The sequence below is a fragment of the Brucella sp. RRSP16 genome (genome assembly GCF_052246815.1).
In the GTDB taxonomy this organism is placed as follows: Bacteria; Pseudomonadota; Alphaproteobacteria; order Rhizobiales; family Rhizobiaceae; genus Brucella; species Brucella intermedia.
In genome coordinates, this window is sequence record NZ_JBQQAM010000001.1 from 582566 (window position 1) to 606864 (window position 24299).

Sequence of the window (24299 nt, forward strand, 5' to 3'; positions counted from 1 at the left end):
CGATCTCACCGCCTCACGAAACACTACAGCGCCGTGACAAATCTTTCATGACCTGTCCCATTGATATCCGAGTTCCAGGGGCCATCTGCAGATGACGCTCCCAACCATGCAGCCAGATTCCAGGCTGTTGCAGATGACAGGAAATCCATGGGCAAGACCACAATGCGGCGGGCACTGCTTATAGTAAATCCACATGCCCGAAACGGTAGGGGATACGGTGCGGACATTCGTTCCGCGTTGGAGCACGGCGGGCTCCAACTCGTCGAGCGAAGCCCGCAAGATGACGAGACGATTTCCGATGTGATCCTTAGGGAAAGAGATTGCGATCTCGTCATCGTTGGTGGTGGCGACGGATCGTTGAATGCTGCGGCCAGAGGATTGATGGAAACGGGACTGCCGCTCGCAATTCTGCCACTTGGAACCGCAAACGATTTTGCTCGGACCGTCGGCATTCCTGCCGATCCGGTTGAGGCGGCGCGGCGCATTGCTTCTTATGAGGCGCGCCCCATCGATCTTGGCGAGGTGAACGGTCATCTTTACTTCAATGTCGCGAGCATAGGTTTCAGCGCCGAACTGGCACAGCAGCTGAGTTCCGCGGCGAAGAAGAAATGGGGCAAACTCGGCTACGCGATTGTCGCGGCACGGATTCTCATGCGTTCGGAGCTTTTTACGGTCTATCTGGAACATGACGGCATGACGGAAAAAATCCGTACGTTGCAGGTCTCAGTGGGGAATGGAAAATTCTACGGCGGGGGCATGGCTGTAGAGAAGGATGCCACTGTGGATGACGGTAAACTCGATTTCTACAGCCTGGAAGTCGATCACTGGTGGAAGCTGTTGCGTCTTCTGCCAAGCCTCCGTCGTGGTACGCATTCGAAATGGGATGATGTGCGGGCCTTTCAGACAACGGAGGTGATTGTTCGCACCAAGAAACCTCGCGCCGTCAATACTGACGGGGAGTTGTCGACGTGGACGCCCGCCCATTTCCGTCTGCTGCGCAGGGCAATAAAAGTCTATATGCCCGATCCCACGGCGAGGCCGTAACGCGATTGCGCGAAAAAAGGGCCCGCCTTTTAGACGGGCCTAATCCATGACGTTAGGTGACTGGCTCGGAGGTCATTTGAGCCGTATGAATAACGGTTCAATGGGCCGAACGTTCCACCGTCAAAAGAAAAAATACCAGATAACCAGCACGAGAATGAGCGGGACGCCCATCAGCCAAAGGATCATTGCTCTGAACATTTGTTTTCTCCTTCCTGTTGAAAATCCAACGTTTCTGATGAACGATTGTTCCATCGGGCAGGAGGAATGCGGTGCGGTGTAGTTGAGTAGAGGGGCAACACGACTCAAATGAGCAGAATTCCGAAAACTTTAATGATCCGTCAATGAATCGGTGACATCACTAAAATCTAAAAAGGCGCAACCAGCGTTTCCGGTTGCGTTTGTTGAGTAACGGGCGTGTGGCGTATGGATTCGAAACGAGGGCTGAAACATTCGGTCAACGGAAAGACGGCTAAGCTGCGAGATAAGCGTGGTTCAGTCGCCTTATTGTTATTCATGGCTATTGCTGTCGCCTTGGCGGGCTGCGCATCGGCGCCGCAGCCGAAATCGAAGAGCAAGCGATCCAAGGAATATTTCGCCGAGTCCAAATACGGTGTGAAAGCCAGTCCCCGCGTGGCTTTTGCAAAAGGAAAGCCCTTGCCGCGTGGCGGCGGACGAGATCAGACGGGGCAGCCGTACAAAGTTAAGGGACGCTGGTACTATCCCAAGGAAGACAAGAACTATGTCAAAGTTGGTCATGCCTCCTGGTATGGCGAAGCTTTTCATGGCCGCCTGACGGCGAACGGTGAAGTTTACGACATGGCGCACTTGACCGCTGCGCATCCAACCATGCCGTTGCCCAGTTATGCTCGCGTCACCAATCTTGCCAATGGCAGCTCGGTCATCGTGCGCGTGAATGATCGTGGTCCGTATGAATTCGACCGCGTCATCGATCTTTCCCAGAAAGCTGCCGAAATGCTGGATTACCAGCACCACGGTACCGCGAATGTGAAGGTTGAGTATGTTGGTAGAGCGCCTCTCGACGGGAACGACGACGCATTTCTTATGGCCTCTTACCGTCCCGGAGGTGGTGATGCGATCGGCCAGCCGGCAACCGGCGTCATGATGGCGATGAACGGACCGACGCCTACCTCGCCGAAGTCTCGTGTTCCGATGCCTGTGATGGAAGCGGTTCCGGCCTCTGCGCCTGTACCTGAAAATTCACCTTTTGCGGTCGATCCTGCCTATGGCGATCCGTCTGGTGGGGCAGCTCCGTTGCTGCCGGCAAACGTTCCTGTGCCATCGCATCGTCCGGCAACCAGCTTCGGCGTGGCGAATGCTGCCGGTGTGAGCGGTCTTGCCGGTTATGCCACCGATCGGCTTGCTGTGGCTGCTTATGCTGAGGAGCGTGCGTATGGCAGCATCTTGTCCAAGGATGCGATCTCAAGCGCGTGGAAGCGTCGCCTGGCTGAAGAACATGGAGAATATGTCGAGCTTGGTACTTTCGAAACGCTGGAAGAGGCAAAACAGATTCAGTCATCGCTGCCTCGCTCGACCAGATTCACACTGACCAAGCTTCCGACCGAAACCGGCGCAACCTATGAGTTGACGGCGGTGGCGACGAAGGGTGGAAACGATGCCCTGTTGCGCGAGGCCTGGAAGGCTGGTGCAGTGAATGCGTTTGTCGTTCGCCTCGATTGAGCTCACGATGCGGTGATAAGAGCTGCCATATTGATTTTGGTCAGATTCGTTGCGTAAGCTCTAAGACATTGCTCACGTAACGGGGTTCGCATGGGGCTGTTATCAAAAACACTGGTATTCGTCCGTGCCGCTGCCGCTGGCATTTCGGTGGCGGTTGTGGTGCCAGCTATTTGTGGGGCAGCCCCTGTTGACGCAGCATTCGTTACGAAAGCGCCGCAGGTGTTGCTCGTAGATGACCGGAGCGGAACGGTGCTTCTCTCCAAGAACGCCAATGTCCCGATTCCTCCCGCTTCTCTGGCCAAGCTGATGACGGCTGAAGTAGTATTTGAAGCTCTCGAAAAGGGACTTACCACACTCGATACTGCTTATCCCGTCAGCGAGAATGCCTGGAGAACGGGCGGCGCTCCTTCAGGAACGTCTACGATGTTTGCGCGCATCAAATCGTCGCCGACGGTTGCTGATCTGTTGCAGGGAATGATCGTTCAGGCGGCGAATGATGGGGCCATCGTGCTGGCGGAAGGGCTGGCAGGCAGCGAACGCGCTTTTGCAGAGCGGATGAACGACCGGGCGCGGGAGCTCGGCTTGACCGCCTCCAGATTCGTCAACTCCACAGGGTTACCCGCCGAAGGGCAGACGGTTTCTCTCCAGGATCTGGTCAGATTGGCCCAGCATATCCGGACCGCCCATCCTGAATACTATAAATATTATGCTCAACCAGCTTTCACCTGGAACAACATCATGCAACGCAACCGCAATCCATTGCTGCGGCTTGATGTGGGAGCTGACGGTATGGGTACAGGATTTACGGAGGCATCCGGCTTTGCACTCGTCGGGTCCGCTGAGCAGAATGGCCGCAGGCTCTATCTGGCGATGAGCGGTCTTTCCAGCATCAAGGAGCGTGAGGAGGAGGCAAAGCGGCTTCTGCAATGGGGGATGACGGCATTTGACGATGTGCTGCTGTATCCCGCAAACGAAATTGTAGGTGAAGCGCAGGTTTTCGGAGGTGCGCTCGCGCATGTGCCGCTGAAGGTCAAGGACAGTGTCGAGTTGTTGCTGCCGAAGAATGGTCGCGATAGGCTTAAAGCGCGTATCGTCTATAAGGGCCCACTTGATGCCCCCGTTGCCGACGATCAGCAAGTCGGCGTTCTTCAGCTTGAGCTGAATGGAAGCATTCTCCGCGATGTGCCTGTTTTTACGGCTCAATCTGTCGATGAGGGAAGCCTTTCAAAGCGCGCCTTGGGGGCGGCGATGGAGCTTTCCACAGGTTGGCTACGGAAATACCTTTAGCCTGCGTCATGCGTAATCCAGGCTCGACCTGATAACCAAAGGCCGATAATAACTTTCACAGAAGTCCATTCGGACATCGATTCAAACATTTGGAAGTTGGCTTGTCGGGATTGTTCATCACATTCGAGGGCGGCGAAGGAGCGGGCAAATCAACGCAAATTGCGTTGCTGGCGAAGCACCTGCGTGCAAGCGGCTTCGATCCGGTCATCACACGAGAACCTGGCGGTTCTCCTGGTGCGGAAGCAATTCGTCACGTCATATTGAGCGGCAATGCGGAGACCTACGGTCCGGCGATGGAGGCGCTGCTGTTCGCCGCTGCAAGAGCAGACCATGTGGACCAGCTTATCCGCCCGGCATTGGACGAGGGACGTGTGGTGCTGTGCGATCGCTTCATCGATTCCAGCCGCGCTTATCAGGGCGTTACCGGCAATCTCGACAGCACCTATATGTCGGCAGTGGAACGTATTGCTATCGACGGTATCATGCCAGATATGACGATCATTCTCGATATTTCTGCGGAGAAGGGATTGTCACGTGCCGGAAAACGGCGCGGCAGCGAAACTGCGGACCGGTTCGAGAAGGAAGATATCGCAGTACACGAGGCACGGCGGCAGGCCTTTCTCGCAATCGCGGAAGCAGAGCCTCGGCGCTGTAAGGTAATCGACGCCGATCGCCAGCAAGACGCGATTGCGGGCGAGATAGCAAGAGAGATCGATAGTGTTCTAAAGGAAAGGGGGCTGTTGTGATCGAGGAACTCGACGTCCCTAAAGCTCACGATTCGATTGAGGGTGTGCCTGAGCCATCCGCGAGCGATTATGTTTCCGGACACCGCGAGATCAGTGGTTTTCTGGCTCAAGCCTATCGTGAGGGGCGCATGCATCACGCGCTGCTCTTTGAAGGTGCGCAGGGCATCGGCAAGGCAACGCTCGCGTTTCACCTCGCAGGCCATATGCTGGCGCATGGCAACAATGGACAGGCGCCGGAACATATTACCGCTCCGGATTTTGCAAGACCGCTCTGGCGTCAGATTGCGGGCGGCATGCATCCGGCTGTCCTGCATATCAACCGTCCGTTCGATCAGAAGACCGGAAAGTTCAAAACCGGCATCCCGGTGGAGGAAATTCGCCGTGTCACGCATTTTCTGACCAGAACGGCATCGGACCACGCCTGGCGCATCGTCATTGTCGATCCAGCCGACGATATGAACCGCAATGCCGCCAACGCTTTGTTGAAAACGCTGGAAGAGCCTCCCGCACGGGCGCTCTTTATCCTCATTTCCCACTCGTCTGGACGCTTGCTCCCGACAATCCGGTCGCGCTGCCAGAGCATCGGCTTCAAGCCGCTTGACGATAAGGCGCTTACGGACGCCTTGTCTCATGTCGGTCCTGGTGTCGGAATGGAGGCTGGTAGGGTAACGCAAACGCTGCTCCAGCGATCGGAAGGCAGTGTGCGCAAGGCACTTTTGTTGGTGGCAAATGGCGGTATCGAAATCTCCGACACGGTCGACACCCTTCTTGAAGGACAGAATTTCGACCTGCCGAAAGCACAGGCGCTTGGCGGCATATTGAATGGCCGGGAGTCGGAAGTTCAGTATGAACTGTTTCGCGACCACCTGCTGGGGCGGGTTGCAATGGAAGCTCGGCGTCGCGCCGAGACTGGGCAACTGCATGATGCAGATCGCTGGTCGCGATTCTGGAGCGATCTGTCACGCGAAACCGTGGATGCTGAAACCTACAATCTCGACCGTCGGCAAGCGGTGGTAATCCTTCTGGAAAAAACCCATCGCGCTTTTCGTTCCGGTCTGCCTCCACTTGCGTGACATGGCCGCTGACATGCGTTATGTCACCGCTGACGAATTTTCTTCCGCGTGTGCCTTGTTTTGTTCAGAGCGCGCGCTTCCAAACATCGAAAGACCGGGTCCATAATGAGCCGCGAAAAATATTACATCACCACCGCGATTGCTTATCCCAACGGAAAGCCACACATCGGTCACGCGTATGAACTGATCGCGACCGATGCGATGGCACGTTTTCAGCGACTGAACGGTAAGGATGTTTTCTTTCTGACCGGTACGGACGAACACGGCATCAAGATGCTGCAGAGCGCGCGCAAGGAAGGCATCACGCCGCGCGAGCTTGCCGACCGCAATACGACTGCGTTCCGGCAGATGGCAGACGTGCTGAACAGCTCCAATGACGATTATATTCGCACTTCTGAAGAGCGCCACTACAAGGCCAGCCAGGCTATCTGGAAAGCGATGGCTGATAATGGCGATATCTACAAGGGTGGATATGCCGGTTGGTATTCCGTGCGTGACGAGGCCTATTACGGTGAAGAGGAAACAGAAGTTCGCGAGGACGGCGTTCGTTATGGCCCGCAGGGGACCCCTGTCGAGTGGGTTGAGGAGGAAAGCTATTTCTTCCGTCTCTCATCCTATCAGGACAGGCTGCTCGATCTTTACGAGCAAAACCCCGGCTTCATCATGCCTGCGGAACGTCGCAATGAGATCGTGAGCTTCGTCAAGTCCGGGCTGAAGGACCTGTCGATTTCCCGCACGACCTTCGATTGGGGCATTCCGGTGCCGGGTGACGAAAAGCATGTCATGTATGTCTGGGTCGACGCCCTGACAAACTACATCACGGCCCTTGGCTATCCGGACACTACGGACGGCAAATGGGGCTATTGGCCTGCCGATGCGCACATCATCGGCAAGGACATCTCTCGCTTCCATGCTGTCTATTGGCCCGCATTCCTGATGTCGGCTGGCATTCCGTTGCCGAAGCGGGTTTTCGCGCATGGCTTCCTGTTCAATCGCGGCGAGAAGATGTCGAAGTCGCTCGGTAACGTGATCGATCCGTTCGGTCTCGTTGAGCGCTATGGGCTCGATCAGTTGCGCTATTTCCTGATGCGCGAAGTACCGTTTGGTCAGGACGGCAGCTACAGCCATGACGCTATTGTCAACCGCACAAATGCCGACCTGGCGAATGATCTCGGCAATCTCGCCCAGCGCTCGCTGTCGATGATCGCCAAGAATTGCGAAGGCAAGGTCCCGGTTCCAGGTGAATTCTCGGAAGCTGATAAAGCTATTCTGGATCAGGCCGAGGCGGCGCTGGATACCGCGCGCAAGGCAATGGACGATCAGGCGCTGCATCTGGCGCTCGGTGCGATCTTCGCTGTCGTTGCCGAAGCAAACCGCTATTTTGCGGGGCAGGAGCCCTGGGCGTTGCGGAAGACCGATCCGGCGCGTATGGGAACCGTCCTTTATGTGACCGCGGAAGTGATCCGGCGTGTCGGCATCATGGTACAGCCCTTCATCCCGCAGTCGGCGGAAAAGCTTCTCGACATATTGGCAATTCCTGCCGACAAGCGTCAGTTCTCTGACGTTACGGCAAGCCAACTTGTCGGCGGTACCGATCTGCCAGCTCCGCAGCCGGTATTCCCGCGTTATGTGGAAACAGAAGAGTAGAACTGAGTTCGATGATGCTTGTCGATAGCCATTGTCATCTCGACTTTGCCGATTTCGAGCCGGAGCGCGATGCCGTTGTGCAGCGCGCGCTCGACGCCGGGATCAAGCGCATGGTGACGATTTCCACGCGGGTCAGGAAATTCGATACGATCCGTGCCATAGCGGAAGCCTATGAGTCCGTCTATTGTTCCGTCGGTACCCATCCCAACAATGCGCATGAAGAACTGGACATTACGGCTGACGATCTCGTGCGCCTTGCGGAACATCCGAAGGTTGTCGCCATAGGCGAAGCAGGTCTCGATTATCACTACGACTACGCTCCGCCGGCAGCGCAGCGTCAAGGTTTTCTCGTTCACATCGAAGCCGCACGTCGGACCCAGTTGCCACTTGTTATACATGCACGCAGTGCGGACGACGATATGGCTGAAATTCTTGAGCAGGAGACGGAAAAGGGTGTTTTTCCGTTCATTCTCCATTGCTTTTCTTCCGGACGAGCGCTGGCTGAAAAAGGCATTGAACTGGGCGGCTATATTTCCTTTTCCGGCATTTTGACATTCAAGAACTCACCAGAAATCCGCGAAATAGCATCCATCGTTCCGCGTAACCGCCTGCTGGTGGAAACAGATGCTCCGTTCCTTGCCCCGTTGCCACATCGCGGCAAGCGCAATGAGCCGTCTTTCGTTCAACATACGGCCGCCATGTTGGCCGAAACGATTGGCGTGAGCAATGACGAGGTTGCGCGTATTACGAGTGATAACGTGTTCAGGCTGTTTTCCAAGATGCCTCGGCCTTCAGAGGAAAATTGAGCGTGAATTTCCCCCGAAACTGCCTGCGCTTTACGCTTCTGGGTTGCGGCTCTTCTCCCGGCGTCCCGCGCATCAATGGCGATTGGGGCAGTTGCGATCCCGAGAACCCAAAGAACAGGCGTCGTCGTGCATCGCTTCTGGTTGAGCGGTTTGACATGGACGGCAAGAGCACAACGGTTGTGATCGATACGGGCCCGGATTTCCGCGCCCAGATGATCGATGCGGGCGCACATAGCCTCGATGCGGCTGTCTACACCCACCCGCACGCGGATCATATTCATGGAATCGACGATCTTCGCACCTACGTCGTTGAAAATCGTCGTCTGATGGATGTCTACGCCAATCGGCTGACGCGTAATCGGCTCTTCGAGGCCTTCGGTTATTGTTTTGAGACACCTGCCGGGTCGAGTTATCCGCCTATCCTCAGCATGCACGATATTGCCCCCGAAACCCCGTTTTCAATATCGGGGGCCGGCGGTGCAATTCGTTTTGAGCCATTCAGCCAGGTGCACGGCGATATCGAGTCGCTCGGATTTCGCATTGGTTCTGTGGTCTATTGCACCGATGTGAGCGCGTTTCCCGAGCAAAGCCTCAACTATTTGGGCGGAGCCGATGTCCTTATAATCGATGCATTGCAATACCGCCCGCACCCAAGCCATTTCTCCCTCGGCGAAGCGCTCGAATGGATTGAGAAGCTGGCGCCCAAGCGCGCCGTTCTCACGCATATGCATGTTCCGCTCGATTATGAAACCGTCTTGCGTGAGACACCGGACAATGTGGAGCCCGGATATGATGGACTCCGCTTCGAGGTGCCGCTTTAAATTCAGGCGTGTTGGTAAAAAGCAAAAGCCCGCGATGAGATCACCGCGGGCTTTTCGCTTGCAACATGTCTGATTTTAGCCAACTGCGCCTTTGGTCGGGAAAGGCATGACGTTGCTACCTTCGATGACTTTGGTAGCCTTGTCTTCAAGCTTGAGACCACCAGCGCGCAGAAGGTCGGTAAAGCGACCGCCGCGTGCGGCAAGCTCATCGAAGCTGCCGCTTTCAACCAGATGTCCCTTGTCCATGAACAGGACCAGATCGGCCGAACGAACCGTCGAAAGACGGTGCGCGATGATAAAGGTTGTACGGTCATGGCTCAGATCGTCCACCGCCTGTTTCACCTTCTCTTCGGTTTCGACGTCAAGCGCACTGGTGGCTTCGTCAAGAACGAGGATGGGCGAATCCTTCAGGATAGCACGCGCAATCGCGAGACGCTGGCGTTCGCCGCCTGAAAGCTGCGAGCCACGTTCGCCGACAACGGTATCGTAGCCATCGCTCTTGGCCAGAATGAAGTCGTGGGCGGCAGCAGCGCGAGCGGCAGCGTGCACTTCTTCAGATGTGGCGTCTTCACGACCAACACGAATATTCTCTTCAACAGAGCGATTGAACAGTCCGGCGTCCTGAAAGACGGTCGCAATAGCATGACGCAGGGAGCGACGGCTGACGGTACGCGTATCGGTTCCATCGATGGTGATGCGACCGGCTGCCGGATCGAAGACCCGTTGCAGCAGATTGATGAGTGTGGTCTTGCCCGCGCCGGTGGGGCCGACAATAGCCACCGTCTGCCCTGGCTTGATCTCGAAAGACACGTCATAGACGCCCTGACCGGAGTTCGGAAACTCGAAGGTAACGTTGTCGAAAACGATGTCGCCCTTGACGTTGGCGAGGTCCGAAACGTCCTGCGGTTCCTGACGGTCAGCGGTTGCATCTTCCATCTGGAAAAATTCTTCAAGCTTGGCGCGTGCGGTTACGGTCTGATTGATGAAAGCGCTGATCTGATCGAGACGGCCGATCATCAGTTGGGCAAAACCGATAAAGGCGATCACGTCGCCGACGCGCATCTGGCCCTTGGTGACGAAGTAGGCGCCCAGAACGAGGACAACCACCATCGAGAAGGTCGAGGCCATCCGGTTCAGGCCGCTGGCAAGTGCCCACCAGTTGAGAACGGGGAACTGGGCCTTCTCAAGATTTTTGGCATAATTGCGCAGGGATTGCGTTTCCGACGCGATACGGTTGTAGCTCTGCACGACCGAGACGTTGCTGATCGTATCGCTGACATGCTCGAAAAGCTTGTGGTGGTGCTTTTCGACAGCTGTCTGACCGTCCTTGGTCTTGCGCATGACCAACTGCCCGATCATCACATAGATGACGCCGAGCACAATAAGCACCAGCGACATGCGCATATCCATGTTCATGGCAACCGGGATAAGCGTCGCCAGAGCAACGATTGTCGTCAGATGCTGGCGCATGAATTCGAGCCAGAGGGTGAAAAGCGAGTCCGTTGCGCGGATCAGCGTATGGAGCGCGTTGGACGTGCCGCGCTTCTGGTGCCACGAAAGCGGCATCGTGATGAGACGCTCATAGGAATCGATCATCACGCCCAGACGGCGGCGGTGTGCGAGACGGTCTGCGCCGCGGGCCACAAAGACGGCGGCAACAATGTTGAAGCCGCCGAGTGCAGCCCACATCGCCAGGGGCGAGAAAATGTCACCCTTGTCGGAGATAGCCTGAATGACCCGACCGAACAGAATTGGTTCGGCAAGTGTGACCAGGGCAACCAGGACGCTGGCCACGCACATGGTTATCGTTGCAGCCTTCTCGACCGCAAGATATTCCATGGCTCGCCAGTAGATTTTGAGCAATGACACTTTCGCACTCCCGCTCGTGTATTCACGGGCTAAATGGTATAGCCCGCTTGTTCTATCAATATCAGATGGCGACAAGAAGTGGCGATTGGGTGTCAAGACCGACCATAAATTAAAAACGTATGTAACCGAGCGTGAAGTTTATGCGTGGAAATCAAACTCTTTGAAGAAAGAGAACCGGTTTCCTTCAAAGCAGCCAAATTTCGGTTTTCGGGAATTCCGCCTAGCAATCCGCGAAACTCGCGTCTATTGAGATGACTAAATGACCGGCGGGCTAGTACACGCCGTATTAGGAAGAGTTGATCGGGTTTCTCCATGGCAGTCGTTGAACAGAAGATTGTGGATACAGGCGAGGCGGGCATGCGGCTCGACCGCTGGTTCAAGGTCCATTATCCAGGCCTGGGTTTCGGTCACCTGCAAAAACTTCTGCGGTCGGGCCAGATCCGTATCGACGGCTCCCGGGCCAAGGCCGATACACGTGTTCAAGCCGGGCAGACTGTTCGCATTCCGCCGCTCGGCGTCGATGAAAAAGCCACCGGACCGGTTACGGCGCGAACAATCCGCAGCCAGCAGGACGGTGATGTGCTTTCGCAGATGCTTCTGTACGAAGACCCGAAAGTGTATGTTTTCAACAAACCGGCAGGCCTCGCTGTGCAGGGCGGGTCCGGCGTAACGCGACATATCGACGGTATGCTGGAGGCATGGCGCAACAAAAAGGGCGAAAAGCCGCGTCTTGTGCACCGCATCGACCGTGACACGTCGGGCGTGCTCGTCGTGGCGCGCACCCGCGGCGCGGCACAGGCGTTAACCGCCGCTTTTCGCGAGCGCGATACCAAGAAGACCTACTGGGCCTTGGTAAAAGGTGTTCCACGCAAGCGCGAGGACAAGATTTCCACGTGGCTGGTCAAGGATCAGACGCCCGACGGTGACAAGATGCGTGTCTGCCAGCATGGCGAACCGGACTCTGATCATGCGGTCTCTTATTATCGCATCATCGAGAAGGCAGGGAACAACCTGACCTGGCTCGAGATGGAACCCTATACCGGCAGAACCCATCAGCTGCGCGTTCATGCGGCTTATATCGGTCATCCAATTATCGGTGATCCAAAATATTTTGAAGCTGACCAGAATTGGGAGTTTCCGGGCGGGATTCAGAAACGGCTGCATCTTCATGCACGCCGCATTCGCATTCCGAACCCGTCGGGCGGCATCATCGATGTGACGGCTCCTTTGCCGCCACACATGGTGCAGTCGTGGAATCTGCTCGGCTTTGACGAGGAAAGCGCGGTAGATTAAAAATGTCAGGCGAAGCGGGGGGATCGTCCCAAGGACGAGTTTCGTTCGATGGGCTGGCCATCATGCTGGTCGTGTTCATCATGTTCAGTTGGGGGCTTAATCAGGTTGCCATCAAGATCGGCAATCAAGGTTTCAACCCTATGCTCATGGCGGCGGGACGTTCTGCGCTCGGCGGCATGTGTGTCTTTCTCTGGTGTTGTTGGCGTCGTATCCCGCTTTTCAAGCGTGATGGCACGCTTGCGGCGGGAATAGCCGCCGGATTGCTATTCGGCACCGAGTTCGTCCTGATTTTTCTGGCGATGGAGCTGACAAGCGTGGGACGTGTAACGCTCATGATGAATGTCATGCCGTTCTGGGTCGCTATCGGCAGTCATTTCCTTTTAGGCGAACGCATGTCTGTTCGTGCGTTCATCGGCATGTGTATCGCCTTTCTGGGCGTGTTTCTGGTCTTTTCCGATCATGTCAGCCGTCCGGGACCGCATGCGATATATGGCGATATGCTAGCGCTGGTGTCCGGTGTGTTGTGGGGTTTAACCACGCTGGTCATCAAGCGGACCCGGCTTGCCTACACAGCGCCGGAGAAGACACTTCTTTACCAGTTGGTGATTGCAACGCTGGTGCCGTTGCCGTTCATTTCGTTGAGTGGCCCGCTGCTTCGCAGTCCCGATGTGTTGTCAATATTAGCCTTCCTGTTTCAGGCGGTATTCGTGGTGGCGTTTACCTATCCGCTCTGGTTCTGGATGGTACGCCGATACCCCGTGTCAAAACTTTCAAACTTTGCCTTTCTCACGCCGGCTTTCGGCGTGTTATTGAGCGGCCTCATCCTGAACGAGCCACTGAGCTGGAAAATATTTGCGGCTCTCGCGTTGATCGGTTGCGGACTGATGATTATCAGCAAGCCGGCAAAGGTATCCAACGCCCGATGAAACTTGTACTCTTCGATTGCGACGGAACGCTCGTCGACAGCGGCGACTTCATTCACAGATGCATGGCAACCAGTTTTGCCGATGCTGGTCTGGAACCTCCTGCAATCGAGGAAACGCATTCGATCATCGGCCTGTCGTTGCATCTTGCCATTGCGAAGCTGTTGAATCGGGAACCGGACGAGCAGGTCCACTGGCTGACACAACGTTACAAGCAAAACTTCGTGATGTTGCGACAGGCGCCGGACTTCGCAGAGCCGCTTTATGATGGAATTCTGCCGCTCCTGAGCGAGCTTGGGGCGAGGGACGATCTTCTGCTCGGTATCGTAACCGGCAAGTCGCAGCGCGGTGTCCGCTCTGTTTTTGAACGTCACGGTATAGGGCACCATTTCGTGGTCACACGTACCGCCGATGACTGCCCGTCGAAGCCGCATCCGGCTATGGTGCTTGAATCCTGTGCTGAAATGGGAATAGAACCCAATCGAACGATTGTTATCGGCGATGCTGTTTATGATATGCAGATGGCCCGCTCGGCGGGCGCTATGGCCGCAGGCGTCTCCTGGGGTTATCATCACCGGCAGGGACTGATCGAAGCTGGCGCCCATCATATTCTGGAAGTGCCATCTGAACTCCATGCATTGCTGCAGACTATGGACGAACAGGTCCTCTAGTTGTTGGGGCGTTCTGCCAAGTCAGCGATACAGAACTGGATAAATATATGCGTGATATTCTGAGTGATCTTGAAGCGGGAAAGCAGCTTTCCGACGAGAACCCCATCGTGCGTGCGCAGAAGCAGATGCTGGCGCAACTGCCCAAACGTTTCTACGAGAAAGCAGAAGTAGCCGAAGTTGAAGGCGGTTTTGCAGTCCATCTGGACGGTCGTCCGGTCAAGACGCCAGCGCGCAGCCTGCTGAGGTTGCCGACGAAGGCCGCTGCCGAGATCGTGGCGGACGAATTTGCTGCTCAGGAAAAGGTCATCGATCCCGGCAAAATGCCCGCAACGCGTTTGGTCAATACGGCAATCGACGGAATTGCGCAGGACCCGCAGGCGGTTTTCGAGGATATTCTACGTTTTGCGGGTACGGATATGCTTTGCTATCGCGCCGACAGTCCGCAGGAACTCGTTTCTCGGCAGACGCAGCAATGGGACCCGCTGATCGATTGGATGCAAGGGCTTGGCGCACGGTTTTCGCTCGCCGAAGGTGTAATGCATATTGAGCAGCCGCGTGAAGCCATAGCAGCCTTTGGTGTGCATCTGTCTGCCTTCAAGGATCCAATTGCACTGGCGGCTCTGCATACGATGACGACACTGACGGGGTCAGCGATTATTGCACTGGCTATAGCAAAAGGCGAAGTGACCGCGGAACAAGGCTGGCAGCTGGCCCATATCGATGAGGATTGGACCATCGAACATTGGGGAGCCGATGCGGAAGCAGTGGAGCGCCGCAGGAGCCGTGAAATCGAAATGATGATGGCTGCCCGCGTGCTCGCAGCCCTTTAAATAACATGTCTATTGCATTGGTCTAACAAAGAAACCCCGGCGTTGCCGGGGTTTCTTTTTTTGGGGGCCTCGGTAGAAGGCAAAAAACGCGCGGACTACCTGAACCGGTGTCCGCGCACTTTTTTAAACCGAGTAATACATGTCGTACTCGACCGGGTGCGGCGTCGTTTCATAACGCATCACTTCGGCCATCTTGAGTTCGATGAAGCTGTCGATCTGATCGTCGTCGAACACACCGCCGGCCTTGAGGAATTCACGATCCTTGTCGAGCGACTGCAGGGCTTCGCGCAGGGAACCGCAGACGGTTGGAATTTTCTTCAGTTCCTTGGCGGGCAGATCATAAAGATCCTTGTCCATGGCCTGTCCCGGATGAATCTTGTTCTTGATGCCGTCAAGACCAGCCATCAGCAGGGCAGCAAAGCACAGATAAGGGTTGGCCGCCGGGTCAGGGAAGCGAACTTCCAGACGCTTGGACTTCGGCGAGTTGCCAAACGGAATACGGCAGGAAGCCGAACGGTTGCGAGCCGAATAGGCGAGCAGAACCGGAGCTTCATAACCTGGAACCAGACGCTTGTAGGAGTTGGTTGACGGATTGGTGAATGCATTCACGGCCTTTGCGTGCTTGATGACGCCGCCGATGAAATAGAGGCAGTTTTCCGACAGGCCAGCATATTCGTTGCCAGCGAAGGTCGGCTTGCCTTCTTTCCAGATCGAGAAGTGGACATGCATGCCCGAGCCGTTGTCACCGAAGATTGGTTTCGGCATGAAGGTCGCCGTCTTGCCATAAGCATTGGCAACCTGATGCACGACATACTTGTAGATCTGCATCTTGTCTGCATTGCGCACGAGCGTGTCGAATTTGACGCCGAGTTCGTGCTGGGCGGAAGCCACTTCATGGTGATGCTTTTCGACAGTCACACCCATTTCGGTGAGAACGGTCAGCATTTCCGAGCGCATGTCCTGCGCGCTGTCGATTGGCGGAACCGGGAAATAGCCGCCCTTAACACGCGGACGGTGGCCGAGGTTGCCTGTTTCATAATCGGTGTCGTCATTCGACGGAAGTTCGGTCGAATCGAGCTTGAAACCGGTATTGTACGGGTCGGCCTTGTATTTCACGTCGTCGAAGACAAAGAATTCAGCTTCCGGGCCGACATAGACCGTATCGCCGATACCGAGCGACTTCATGTAGGCTTCGGCCTTCTTCGCGGTCGTGCGGGGATCGCGGCCATAGGCCTCGCCCGAAACGGGGTCGAGAATGTCGCAAAGGATGACGAGTGTAGACTGAGCGAAGAACGGATCGATATGAGCGGTCGTCGGATCCGGCATCAAAACCATGTCGGATTCGTTGATTGCCTTCCAGCCAGCGATGGAAGAGCCGTCGAACATCACGCCGTCGACAAACATGTCTTCGTCGACGAGGCCGATATCCATCGTAACGTGCTGCAGCTTACCCTTCGGATCGGTGAAGCGAAGGTCGACAAACTTGATGTCGTTGTCTTTGATTTGTTTCAGAATATCGTTGGCAGTCGTCATATTAATTCCCTGTTTGCACGACGATGGATTGTACGCAGGTATTGTCAGATGGCATCCACGCCGGATTCACCGGTACGGATACGGATAACTTCTTCGATGTTGGAGACGAAAATCTTGCCATCGCCGATGCGTCCCGTCTGGGCAGCCTTGCGGATGGCTTCAATAGCGCTGTCCACGGTTTCGTCTGCGACGATGACTTCAACTTTCACCTTGGGAAGAAAGTCGACGACATATTCGGCGCCGCGGTAAAGCTCGGTATGACCCTTCTGTCGTCCAAAGCCCTTGGCTTCGATGACAGTGATCCCCTGCAAGCCGACTTCCTGAAGGGCTTCCTTCACTTCATCCAGCTTGAAGGGCTTTATGATGGCTTCGATCTTTTTCATCAGAGAATGGTCTCCGCTCTTCTTCGGAAATGAGCATTGTGCCCGCTTCACCCATAGAGAAGCATGAACTGTGCCAGTTTGAATGGGGTGTGAAAATTTTCTCCCACTTCCTTCATCTGGAGGCAGATTGGCACTAATCATGATGCTAGTGCAAGCGCCACTCTGGCGGCGCGCAAGAAAAGCGGTTCTATCAACTGGGCCTTCTGGCTAAAAAATAGCCATTTCGCCTTAAAAGAAGGCAAGCTTGCATAAAGCCCGCTGCCGCGTATTTAATCACTCCAATCACCCATGTTCAAAAGGTACGCGATGTACGAGTTGCTGACCCCGCAGGAAATGGCAGAAGCGGATCGCCAGACGATAAAGGCTGGTATCAAGGATGGCTTTTCGCTGATGTTGGTGGCAGGACGCGCCGTCGCGGAGGTTGCGCAGGGGATGTTCGCCCGCAATTCGCCGGTCGCGGTTCTGTGCGGACCCGGCAATAACGGTGGTGACGGCTATGTCGCGGCCCAACTTCTGCTGGAAGCCGGTCTGGAGGTCATGTGTTTTGCATCGGCTCCTCCGCAAAAAGGTTCGGATGCCATGCGCGCATCGCTTTTTTACAAGGGGCCTGTCTCGAATCTGGGTGAGTTTTCAGCCGTCAGTTTTGGGGGCGTGATCGATGCTTTATTCGGTGCCGGGCTCGCCCGCGATATTCATGGGTCCGAAGCCGTTGCGATTGATGCGCTGAACAGTTCGGACGTACCGGTGGTGGCTGTTGATTTGCCGAGTGGCATATCGGGTGAGACCGGAGAGGTTCTGGGAACAGCGATCCGGGCGCGCGCCACAGTTACTTTTTTTCGAAAGAAGCCCGGCCATCTGCTGCAGCCGGGAAGGGCGCATTGCGGGGTGCTTCACGTCGCGGATATCGGCATTCCCGATCATATACTTGCAGCCATCGAGCCCCATACTTTTGAAAATGCGCCCGAGCTTTGGGAAGGTGCCCTTCCTGTGCTGGGCGTTGAAACTTATAAATATAGTCGCGGCCACGCAGCCGTGTTTTCGGGTGGCCCTCATTCGACTGGCGCTGCGCGTCTCTCGGCTCTCGCCGCAGCACGCATTGGGGCAGGGGCGGTTACGCTTTTATCTCCGCCCGATGCGATGGCGATTAATGCTGCCAATCTGACCAGCATCATGGTTCGCGAAACCCGCAGCTTGAAGGATGTTCGGCAGTTTTTCGCCGAGCGCAAGGTTGGAGCGGCGGTCCTCGGTCCGGGCTACGGGAATCCAGCATTTGCGCGTGAGCACGCACTATTTCTCGCCGCTGGCGGACTAGAGGGGTGCCACGGACTGGTCCTCGATGCTGACGGAATTACGGCCTTTGAGCAGGACCCAAATGAGCTTTTCGATCGCCGGCAGGATGCCCGGTCTGCACTTGTGCTGACACCACATGAAGGTGAATTTCGACGGCTTTTTCCCGATATTGCAAAGGCTGCGGTCTCGAAGATTGAAAAGGCGCGTGAGGCGGCAAGGCGCGCCAACGCTATCATTGTATATAAAGGGCCTGATAGCGTGATTGCGGAACCGGGCGGGGTGGCCGTGGTCAACGCCAATGGAACTCCTTTGCTCGCAACGGCAGGATCAGGCGATGTTTTGACCGGAATTGTATGCGGCCTGCTTGCGCAGGGCATGCCCGCATTCGCGGCAGCCTGTGCTGCTGTGTGGATACATGCCGACGCAGCCCGCCGTTTCGGTCATGGGCTTATCGCCGAAGATTTGCCCGCTCAACTGCCAGCCGTCCTGTCGGCGCTGGCCCGAGCTTCCCGAAATTAGCGACGGGACGAGCGACTGTTTCCGGTGCCGACATCGACGCTAATGCTGCCCGAAATCGACACGTCGGTGTTACCAACACGAAAATTTCTCCAGTTGCCGCTTTGTGCCTGATCCGGTTCGGGAGCGGGTGGTGGAGCGGACACTATTGGTTTTTGCGGGTGCACGCCGGGCAAACCCGGCGATCCATCATTCGCAGACGCCGTTGATAATGCGGCTAAGAAAATCGCGCCCGATACTAGAATCCGCAGCGTAGACATTTTCTGCTTCCCGTTACACTGGATCAGTTACGGCAGCGATGAGTTCGCCAGCCATTTCGAGAGTGAACTCGTCAAAATGCGAGATGACGCGGCTAGGACCATAATGCTGCACGGGCAGATCAGTATATCCGAAATCGACGGCAACAACGGGGATGCCAGCCGCTTTCGCAGTGTCGATGTCGGTGCGGCTGTCGCCAACCATTATGGCCCGTTCGCGATTGCCGCCTGCACGTGCGATGGTGTCAGTAAGGTGACGCGGGTCAGGCTTGCGATAAGCGAATGTATCTGCCCCGCAGATCGCTGCAAATCGCGTGGCTTCGCCCATCGAAGTCAGGAGTTTTACCGACAGGGCCTCGAATTTGTTCGTGCAGACCGCCAGTTCGTAACCGCTCGCGGAGAAGCGGTCCATTGCCTCCAGTACGCCTGGAAAGAAAGTGGAATGCCCCGGCATATTATTCGCATAATGCTCCCGGAACTCTTCTACGAGGTTATCGAGTTGCGCTTCGTCTGCCTGTTTCTGCTGCGCGGCGAATGCGCGTTCGATCATGACGCGTCCGCCTTGTCCCACGAATCTGCGCAACGATTCACGGTCGGCTGTTTTCAGTCCGGATATCGCCAGGCAGTGATTGAGGCTATCGAGAAGGTCTGGTGCTGTATCGACGATGGTTCCGTCGAGATCGAAAACGATGATGGGCTTGGGATTAGCAGCAGACATTAGCTTCTCGTATGTGAAAATAGGGAATAGAGAACTCCTATCTGATTGTCGTCCTCGGCTCAACCTCGCGATCAGATTTGCTTAAAATCCGAAATTCTGCGTCATAGTTCGAATAGAAGCTTTGTTGCGCCGCGCCCGCATGCTAGAGGCGAACCGGATGACAATGAGAATCCGCTGGGATTTCGGGGAACTTGGTATGGATGAAGCTCGCAAGTTAAAAATTGCAGCCGCCGCAGAAGCACTCACACACGTCAAGGACGGAATGCGTCTGGGAATTGGTACCGGTTCAACTGCCGAGGAGTTTGTGCGACTGCTTGCTGAAAAGGTAAGTGGTGGCTTCAAGATCATTGGCGTGCCCACTTCCGAACGTACCGCCAAGCTTTGTGAGGAACTCGGAGTTCCGCTTACAACGCTTGACGAAACGCCCCATCTCGATCTCACGGTTGACGGTGCGGACGAAGTCGATACCAATCTCTCGCTCATCAAGGGTGGCGGTGGGGCGCTTCTTCGTGAAAAGATCGTTGCTGCCGCCTCTGATGCAATGATCGTCATTGCCGACAGCTCCAAGGTGGTCGAGACGCTCGGACGTTTTCCTCTGCCAGTGGAAGTCAACCGCTTCGGTCTTGGCGCGACCTTCCGCGCTATCGAGGAAGCAGCTGCAAAGTGTGGCCTTGCAGGCCCGCTGGCACTGCGTTTAAAAGATGGCTCACCCTTCGTAACAGATGGTGGGCATTATATCGTGGATGCATCTTTTGGCCGCATTCCCGATCCAAAGACACTATCTGACGCTCTCTTCGCAATTCCAGGCGTTGTCGAGCACGGACTTTTCATCGGACTCGCGCGTGCGGCAGTGATTGCCGGCAACGACGGCATCCGCACCATGAACCGGTCTTGAACTGATTGAACGGAGTACTGACTTATGATCCCGGCAACTGGCTTTCGCCGTCTGATTGCACCGTTTTCCGCGCTCGTACTGATGTCGGGCATTCACGCAGCATCGGCACAGGAAATCTCTGAAGCCCATCTGGAAGCTGCCCGCGCTGCTATTTCTGCAATTAATGCCACCGAGCAGTTCGACGAAATTCTTCCGAATGCGGCGCGCTCCCTGAAGGGCGAGCTGATTCAGAAGGACCCGAATCTGGAAGCCCTCATCACCAAGACAGTCGATGACAAGGCTTTGGCTCTTGCTTCCCGCCGCGCAGATCTCGAAACCGAATCCGCTCGCGCTTACGCAAAGGCTTTTTCGGAAGACGAACTGAAGGCTATCGCAGCATTCTATACGTCGTCTGCAGGCAAGAAGCTTTTGTCGGAAGGCCCGATTGTAACACGTGAAGTCGTCAAGGCCGCCAATATCTGGCAGAACGGCATCGCCCGGGATCTGGCAACCAGCGTGGCAGAAGTTCTGGCCGCACAGGCCGGCGCCGCTGCCGCTCCGGCGCAGCCTGCACAGCAGTAATTTTAGCGATAACAGGGAATTTGAAAGCCCGGTCACTTGGCCGGGCTTTTTCTTTTGCCTACATATCGGCCAACCTAATGTTTTTTGGAGAATCCCATGTCCGGCTTCGATTATGATCTTTTTGTTATCGGCGGCGGGTCCGGCGGGGTCCGGGCTGCCCGCCTTGCCGGAGCGATGGGTAAGAAAGTCGCCCTTGCTGAAGAGTATCGCATGGGCGGAACTTGCGTTATCCGTGGGTGTGTCCCGAAGAAGCTTTTTGTCTATGCCTCGCAGTTCCCCGAACATTTCGAAGATGCTGCTGGCTATGGCTGGAATGTGGGCGCATCGGCATTCGACTGGAAAAAGCTGATCGATGCCAAGGACAAGGAGATTGCACGGCTAGAGGGGCTCTACACCAAGGGGCTCCAGAATTCTGAAGTCGAGATTTTCGCCAGCCGTGCTGAATTGATCGATGAGCATACCGTCGAACTGAAGGCGGAGGGTCGCCGCATAACGACCGACCAGATATTGATTGCGACGGGCGGCCACCCCACGATGCCGGAAACCATGCCGGGCCATGAATATTGCATCAGTTCCAATGAAGCGTTCCATCTCGCCGAGCTGCCGAAAGCGATCGCCATCGCAGGTGGCGGTTATATCGCTGTTGAGTTCGCGAACATATTCCATGGTCTTGGCGTCGAGACCACGCTCGTCTATCGCGGCAAGGAGATTCTCTCCCGTTTCGATCCCGACTTGCGCCATCTCTTGCACGAAACCATGGAAGCAAAGGGCATCCGTATCATTTGCGAAGCGGTTTTCGAGAAAATCGAGAAGCAGTCCGACGGCAACCTGAAGATTTCGCTGAATAACGGCGACAGGTTGGAAGTCGGTCAGGCAATGATGGCTATCGGGCGCAAAGCCAACACGACTGGTCTCGGCCTGGAGAGGGCTGGTGTAGAGACGGATGAGCTGGGTGCCATTCTTGTGGACGATTATTCACGCACCAATATCGCGAATATATGGGCAGTGGGCGACGTCACGAACCGTGTCCAGCTGACGCCCGTGGCAATCCATGAAGCAATGTGCTTTCTCGAGACAGCCTTCAAGGACAATCCGACGAAGCCGGATCATGAACTGATCGCGACGGCCGTCTTCTCGCAGCCGGAAATCGGTACTGTCGGCCTGCCCGAAGATGAGGCTGCGAAGAAGTATCCGGAGCTTGAAGTCTACAGAGCACTGTTCCGTCCGATGAAGAACACGCTTTCCGGTCGAAACGAGAAAATGCTGATGAAGCTCATCGTGGATGCAGTAAGCCGCCGTGTGATCGGAGCCCATATCATGGGGCCGGATGCTGGTGAGATGGCCCAGCTTCTGGGCATTTCGCTCAAGGCTGGCGCGACCAAGGATGACTTCGATCGCACGATGGCGGTTCATCCGACTGCGGCCGAAGAACTGGTCACCATGTACAAGCCGACCTATCGGGTTGTACATGGTGAGAAAGTCGCCGGATAAATCTTTCGCAGCCGGTTTCTTCGGTTAACGAATATTGCTGGCATAAAGTTTCAGCCTGCATTATATCAGCGCGATCACGCACGCCGGTTTTCCGGGATATGCTGTCATCTTTGTCAGATGGGGCTGTCCGTTAAGGAATTCCGGCTTTCGTGCAAGGAGGATATAATCCGAGAGAAATCGAGCGGATAGAAGCAAACAGGTGCTCAAATGACGAAGAACTGGACCCCGCATTCCTGGAGAAGCAAGCCGATCAAGCAAGTGCCGTTTTATCCGGACGCACAGGCTCTGAACGACGTTGAGGCCCGTCTTCGCACCTATCCGCCGCTGGTTTTTGCAGGTGAAGCGCGCAAGCTCAAGCAGCAGTTGGCCGAGGTTGCGGAAGGCAAGGCATTTCTGCTTCAGGGCGGTGATTGCGCCGAAAGTTTTGCGGAACACGGCGCAGACAATATCCGCGACTTTTTCCGTGTATTCCTTCAGATGGCCGTCGTGCTTACATTTGGCGCATCGAAGCCTGTTGTGAAGGTTGGCCGTATCGCCGGTCAGTTCGCCAAGCCGCGTTCGTCCGACATGGAAACGCTGAATGGCGTAGAACTGCCATCTTACCGTGGTGACATCATCAACGGTATCGAATTTGATTCAGCTTCGCGCACACCCGATCCTCAGCGGCAGGACATGGCATACCGTCAGTCGGCGGCGACGCTCAATCTGCTGCGCGCTTTCGCTCAGGGCGGCTACGCAAATCTGGAGAACGTTCACCAGTGGATGCTCGGCTTTGTCGGCAAAAGCCCACAGGCAGAACGCTATGCAGCTTTGGCCCAGCGTATTTCCGAAACCATGAACTTCATGCGTGCAATCGGGATTACGGCTGACAGCAATCATTCGTTGCGCGAAACCGATTTCTACACCAGCCATGAAGCGCTGCTTCTTGGGTATGAGGAAGCGCTGACCCGTGTCGACTCGACCTCTGGCGATTGGTATGGCACGTCCGGTCACATGATCTGGATCGGCGACCGCACCCGCCAGGCCGATCACGCGCATATTGAATACTGTCGCGGCATCAAGAATCCGCTCGGTCTCAAATGCGGCCCGTCTTTGCAGCCGGATGATCTTATCCGCCTGATCGATCTTCTGAATCCCGAAAATGAAGCAGGTCGCCTGACGCTGATTGCGCGCTTTGGCTACGATAAGGTCGGCGATCACCTGCCGCAGCTTATTCGTGCTGTCGAGAAGGAAGGCCGTAAGGTCGTATGGTCATGCGACCCCATGCACGGCAACACGATCACCGCTGGCGGCTACAAGACCCGTCCGTTCGACCGTATCCTCAAGGAAGTGGAATCTTTCTTCGCGATCCATCGTGCCGAAGGCACGCATCCGGGCGGCATCCATGTCGAAATGACCGGTAAGAACGTAACGGAATGCACAGGCGGCGCACGTGCGATCTCGGCCGAGGATCTGCATGATCGCTACCATACGCATTGCGACCCACGTTTGAACGCCGATCAGGCGCTGGAACTGGCGTTTCTGCTGGCTGAACTCCTCAAGAAGGAGCGCGATGCTGGAACTGCCCAACTGGCGGAAATCGCCTGATCCTGCAAAGATAGTGCGTTTTGATTTTGAGCATCAAAACGCACATCCATTATTATCTTCTAAATACTATTAAAATTACTTGCTCATGCATTCATTGTATTTTTGATCTATACATTGTGCATGAATGGGACTTTTCTCGAAAGGTTTGCACTGTATGGTGGCGTATTTCATGCAGGATTGTGATTTGCTGTCGCCGAATTGCTGCCCTTCATTGGAGTAGCTTTTTTCGACGGAAAGAATCGTCAATGTGGAAACGAATGTAAGAAATAATGCTCTTTTAAACATAAATCTTTCCTTGAAGTTGACATTCAATACATACGAAACTTTGTAGTTTTGATATAATCCAAAAATATTCCGGCA

22 protein-coding genes are annotated in these 24299 nt (G+C 55.5%); 17 read left to right on the top strand and 5 right to left on the bottom strand.

Features of this window, described 5'->3' with window-relative positions; translation table 11 throughout:
- The first annotated feature begins 147 nt into the window (after window positions 1-147).
- From ACS5UA_RS02795 to ACS5UA_RS02830, 8 genes are all read left to right on the top strand, one after another.
- A complete protein-coding gene (locus ACS5UA_RS02795; RefSeq protein ID WP_443101129.1) occupies window positions 148-1044 on the top strand; it encodes a lipid kinase in 897 nt (298 codons plus the stop codon).
- A gap of 423 nt (window positions 1045-1467) precedes the next feature.
- Window positions 1468-2742, top strand: coding sequence for a septal ring lytic transglycosylase RlpA family protein (locus tag ACS5UA_RS02800; protein WP_025089508.1), 1275 nt, complete (start codon window positions 1468-1470; stop codon window positions 2740-2742).
- A 90-nt stretch (window positions 2743-2832) separates the two neighbouring features.
- The gene (locus ACS5UA_RS02805; protein WP_021585202.1) at window positions 2833-4029 is read left to right on the top strand and encodes a D-alanyl-D-alanine carboxypeptidase family protein; all 1197 of its coding nucleotides are present in this window, start codon (window positions 2833-2835) and stop codon (window positions 4027-4029) included.
- A 101-nt stretch (window positions 4030-4130) separates the two neighbouring features.
- A complete protein-coding gene (gene tmk / locus ACS5UA_RS02810) occupies window positions 4131-4775 on the top strand; it encodes a dTMP kinase (protein WP_021585201.1) in 645 nt (214 codons plus the stop codon).
- Window positions 4772-5848 (top strand): DNA polymerase III subunit delta', encoded by a 1077-nt coding sequence (locus tag ACS5UA_RS02815; RefSeq protein WP_025089509.1) that lies wholly within the window; start codon window positions 4772-4774, stop codon window positions 5846-5848. The genes tmk and ACS5UA_RS02815 overlap by 4 nt, the downstream gene beginning before the upstream one ends.
- Before the next feature lie 105 nt (window positions 5849-5953).
- Window positions 5954-7495 carry a methionine--tRNA ligase gene (gene metG / locus ACS5UA_RS02820; protein WP_021585199.1) on the top strand — a complete coding sequence of 514 codons (1542 nt, stop codon included), beginning with the start codon at window positions 5954-5956 and terminating at the stop codon, window positions 7493-7495.
- 14 nt (window positions 7496-7509) lie between these two features.
- The gene (locus tag ACS5UA_RS02825; RefSeq protein ID WP_025089510.1) at window positions 7510-8301 is read left to right on the top strand and encodes a TatD family hydrolase; all 792 of its coding nucleotides are present in this window, start codon (window positions 7510-7512) and stop codon (window positions 8299-8301) included.
- Between the two features lie 2 nt (window positions 8302-8303).
- Entirely contained in the window at window positions 8304-9122 is an 819-nt protein-coding gene (locus ACS5UA_RS02830; protein WP_021585197.1) for an MBL fold metallo-hydrolase, read from the top strand.
- Window positions 9123-9197: 75 nt separating this feature from the next.
- Here the strand turns inward: ACS5UA_RS02830 and ACS5UA_RS02835 are convergent, their stop codons facing one another.
- On the bottom strand, window positions 9198-10991 hold the full coding sequence (locus ACS5UA_RS02835) for a glucan ABC transporter ATP-binding protein/ permease (RefSeq protein WP_025089512.1): 1794 nt from the start codon (window positions 10989-10991) through the stop codon (window positions 9198-9200).
- Window positions 10992-11303: 312 nt separating this feature from the next.
- Here ACS5UA_RS02835 and ACS5UA_RS02840 point away from each other — a divergent pair, with 312 nt between their 5' ends.
- The 4 genes from ACS5UA_RS02840 to ACS5UA_RS02855 are packed head-to-tail and all read left to right on the top strand — an operon-like array spanning window position 11304 to window position 14708.
- Complete coding sequence (locus ACS5UA_RS02840; RefSeq protein WP_021585195.1) at window positions 11304-12284, top strand: RluA family pseudouridine synthase; 981 nt, start codon at window positions 11304-11306, stop codon at window positions 12282-12284.
- A gap of 2 nt (window positions 12285-12286) precedes the next feature.
- Complete coding sequence (locus ACS5UA_RS02845) at window positions 12287-13210, top strand: DMT family transporter (RefSeq protein ID WP_021585194.1); 924 nt, start codon at window positions 12287-12289, stop codon at window positions 13208-13210.
- On the top strand, window positions 13207-13878 hold the full coding sequence (locus ACS5UA_RS02850) for an HAD-IA family hydrolase (protein ID WP_021585193.1): 672 nt from the start codon (window positions 13207-13209) through the stop codon (window positions 13876-13878). Before ACS5UA_RS02845 ends, ACS5UA_RS02850 begins: the two co-directional genes overlap by 4 nt.
- A 47-nt stretch (window positions 13879-13925) precedes the next feature.
- Window positions 13926-14708, top strand: coding sequence for an ATP12 family chaperone protein (locus tag ACS5UA_RS02855; RefSeq protein ID WP_021585192.1), 783 nt, complete (start codon window positions 13926-13928; stop codon window positions 14706-14708).
- A 123-nt stretch (window positions 14709-14831) separates the two neighbouring features.
- Here the strand turns inward: ACS5UA_RS02855 and glnA are convergent, their stop codons facing one another.
- Both glnA and ACS5UA_RS02865 read right to left on the bottom strand, forming a co-directional pair.
- Window positions 14832-16241: a type I glutamate--ammonia ligase gene (glnA, locus tag ACS5UA_RS02860; RefSeq protein WP_006466891.1), complete on the bottom strand. Its 1410-nt coding sequence runs from the start codon at window positions 16239-16241 to the stop codon at window positions 14832-14834.
- A 44-nt stretch (window positions 16242-16285) separates the two neighbouring features.
- Window positions 16286-16624 (bottom strand): P-II family nitrogen regulator, encoded by a 339-nt coding sequence (locus ACS5UA_RS02865; protein ID WP_002964122.1) that lies wholly within the window; start codon window positions 16622-16624, stop codon window positions 16286-16288.
- 306 nt (window positions 16625-16930) lie between these two features.
- Here ACS5UA_RS02865 and ACS5UA_RS02870 point away from each other — a divergent pair, with 306 nt between their 5' ends.
- Window positions 16931-18433, top strand: coding sequence for a bifunctional ADP-dependent NAD(P)H-hydrate dehydratase/NAD(P)H-hydrate epimerase (locus ACS5UA_RS02870; RefSeq protein ID WP_021585191.1), 1503 nt, complete (start codon window positions 16931-16933; stop codon window positions 18431-18433).
- On the opposite strand, the gene ACS5UA_RS02875 is transcribed toward ACS5UA_RS02870, so the two are convergent.
- Together ACS5UA_RS02875 and ACS5UA_RS02880 are read right to left on the bottom strand one after the other, a co-directional pair.
- On the bottom strand, window positions 18430-18690 hold the full coding sequence (locus ACS5UA_RS02875) for a hypothetical protein (RefSeq protein ID WP_112669750.1): 261 nt from the start codon (window positions 18688-18690) through the stop codon (window positions 18430-18432). The two genes, ACS5UA_RS02870 and ACS5UA_RS02875, sit on opposite strands and share 4 nt — an antisense overlap.
- Before the next feature lie 13 nt (window positions 18691-18703).
- On the bottom strand, window positions 18704-19405 hold the full coding sequence (locus ACS5UA_RS02880; protein WP_021585190.1) for an HAD family hydrolase: 702 nt from the start codon (window positions 19403-19405) through the stop codon (window positions 18704-18706).
- 196 nt (window positions 19406-19601) lie between these two features.
- Between ACS5UA_RS02880 and rpiA the strand changes: the two genes are divergently transcribed.
- From rpiA to ACS5UA_RS02900, 4 genes are all read left to right on the top strand, one after another.
- Window positions 19602-20300 carry a ribose-5-phosphate isomerase RpiA gene (gene rpiA / locus ACS5UA_RS02885; RefSeq protein ID WP_006470515.1) on the top strand — a complete coding sequence of 233 codons (699 nt, stop codon included), beginning with the start codon at window positions 19602-19604 and terminating at the stop codon, window positions 20298-20300.
- Window positions 20301-20324: 24 nt separating this feature from the next.
- Window positions 20325-20861 (top strand): DUF2059 domain-containing protein, encoded by a 537-nt coding sequence (locus ACS5UA_RS02890; RefSeq protein ID WP_006466887.1) that lies wholly within the window; start codon window positions 20325-20327, stop codon window positions 20859-20861.
- A gap of 96 nt (window positions 20862-20957) precedes the next feature.
- The gene (gor, locus tag ACS5UA_RS02895; RefSeq protein WP_443101130.1) at window positions 20958-22352 is read left to right on the top strand and encodes a glutathione-disulfide reductase; all 1395 of its coding nucleotides are present in this window, start codon (window positions 20958-20960) and stop codon (window positions 22350-22352) included.
- A gap of 207 nt (window positions 22353-22559) precedes the next feature.
- The gene (locus tag ACS5UA_RS02900) at window positions 22560-23939 is read left to right on the top strand and encodes a class II 3-deoxy-7-phosphoheptulonate synthase (protein ID WP_021585187.1); all 1380 of its coding nucleotides are present in this window, start codon (window positions 22560-22562) and stop codon (window positions 23937-23939) included.
- The last annotated feature ends 360 nt before the right edge of the window (window positions 23940-24299 follow it).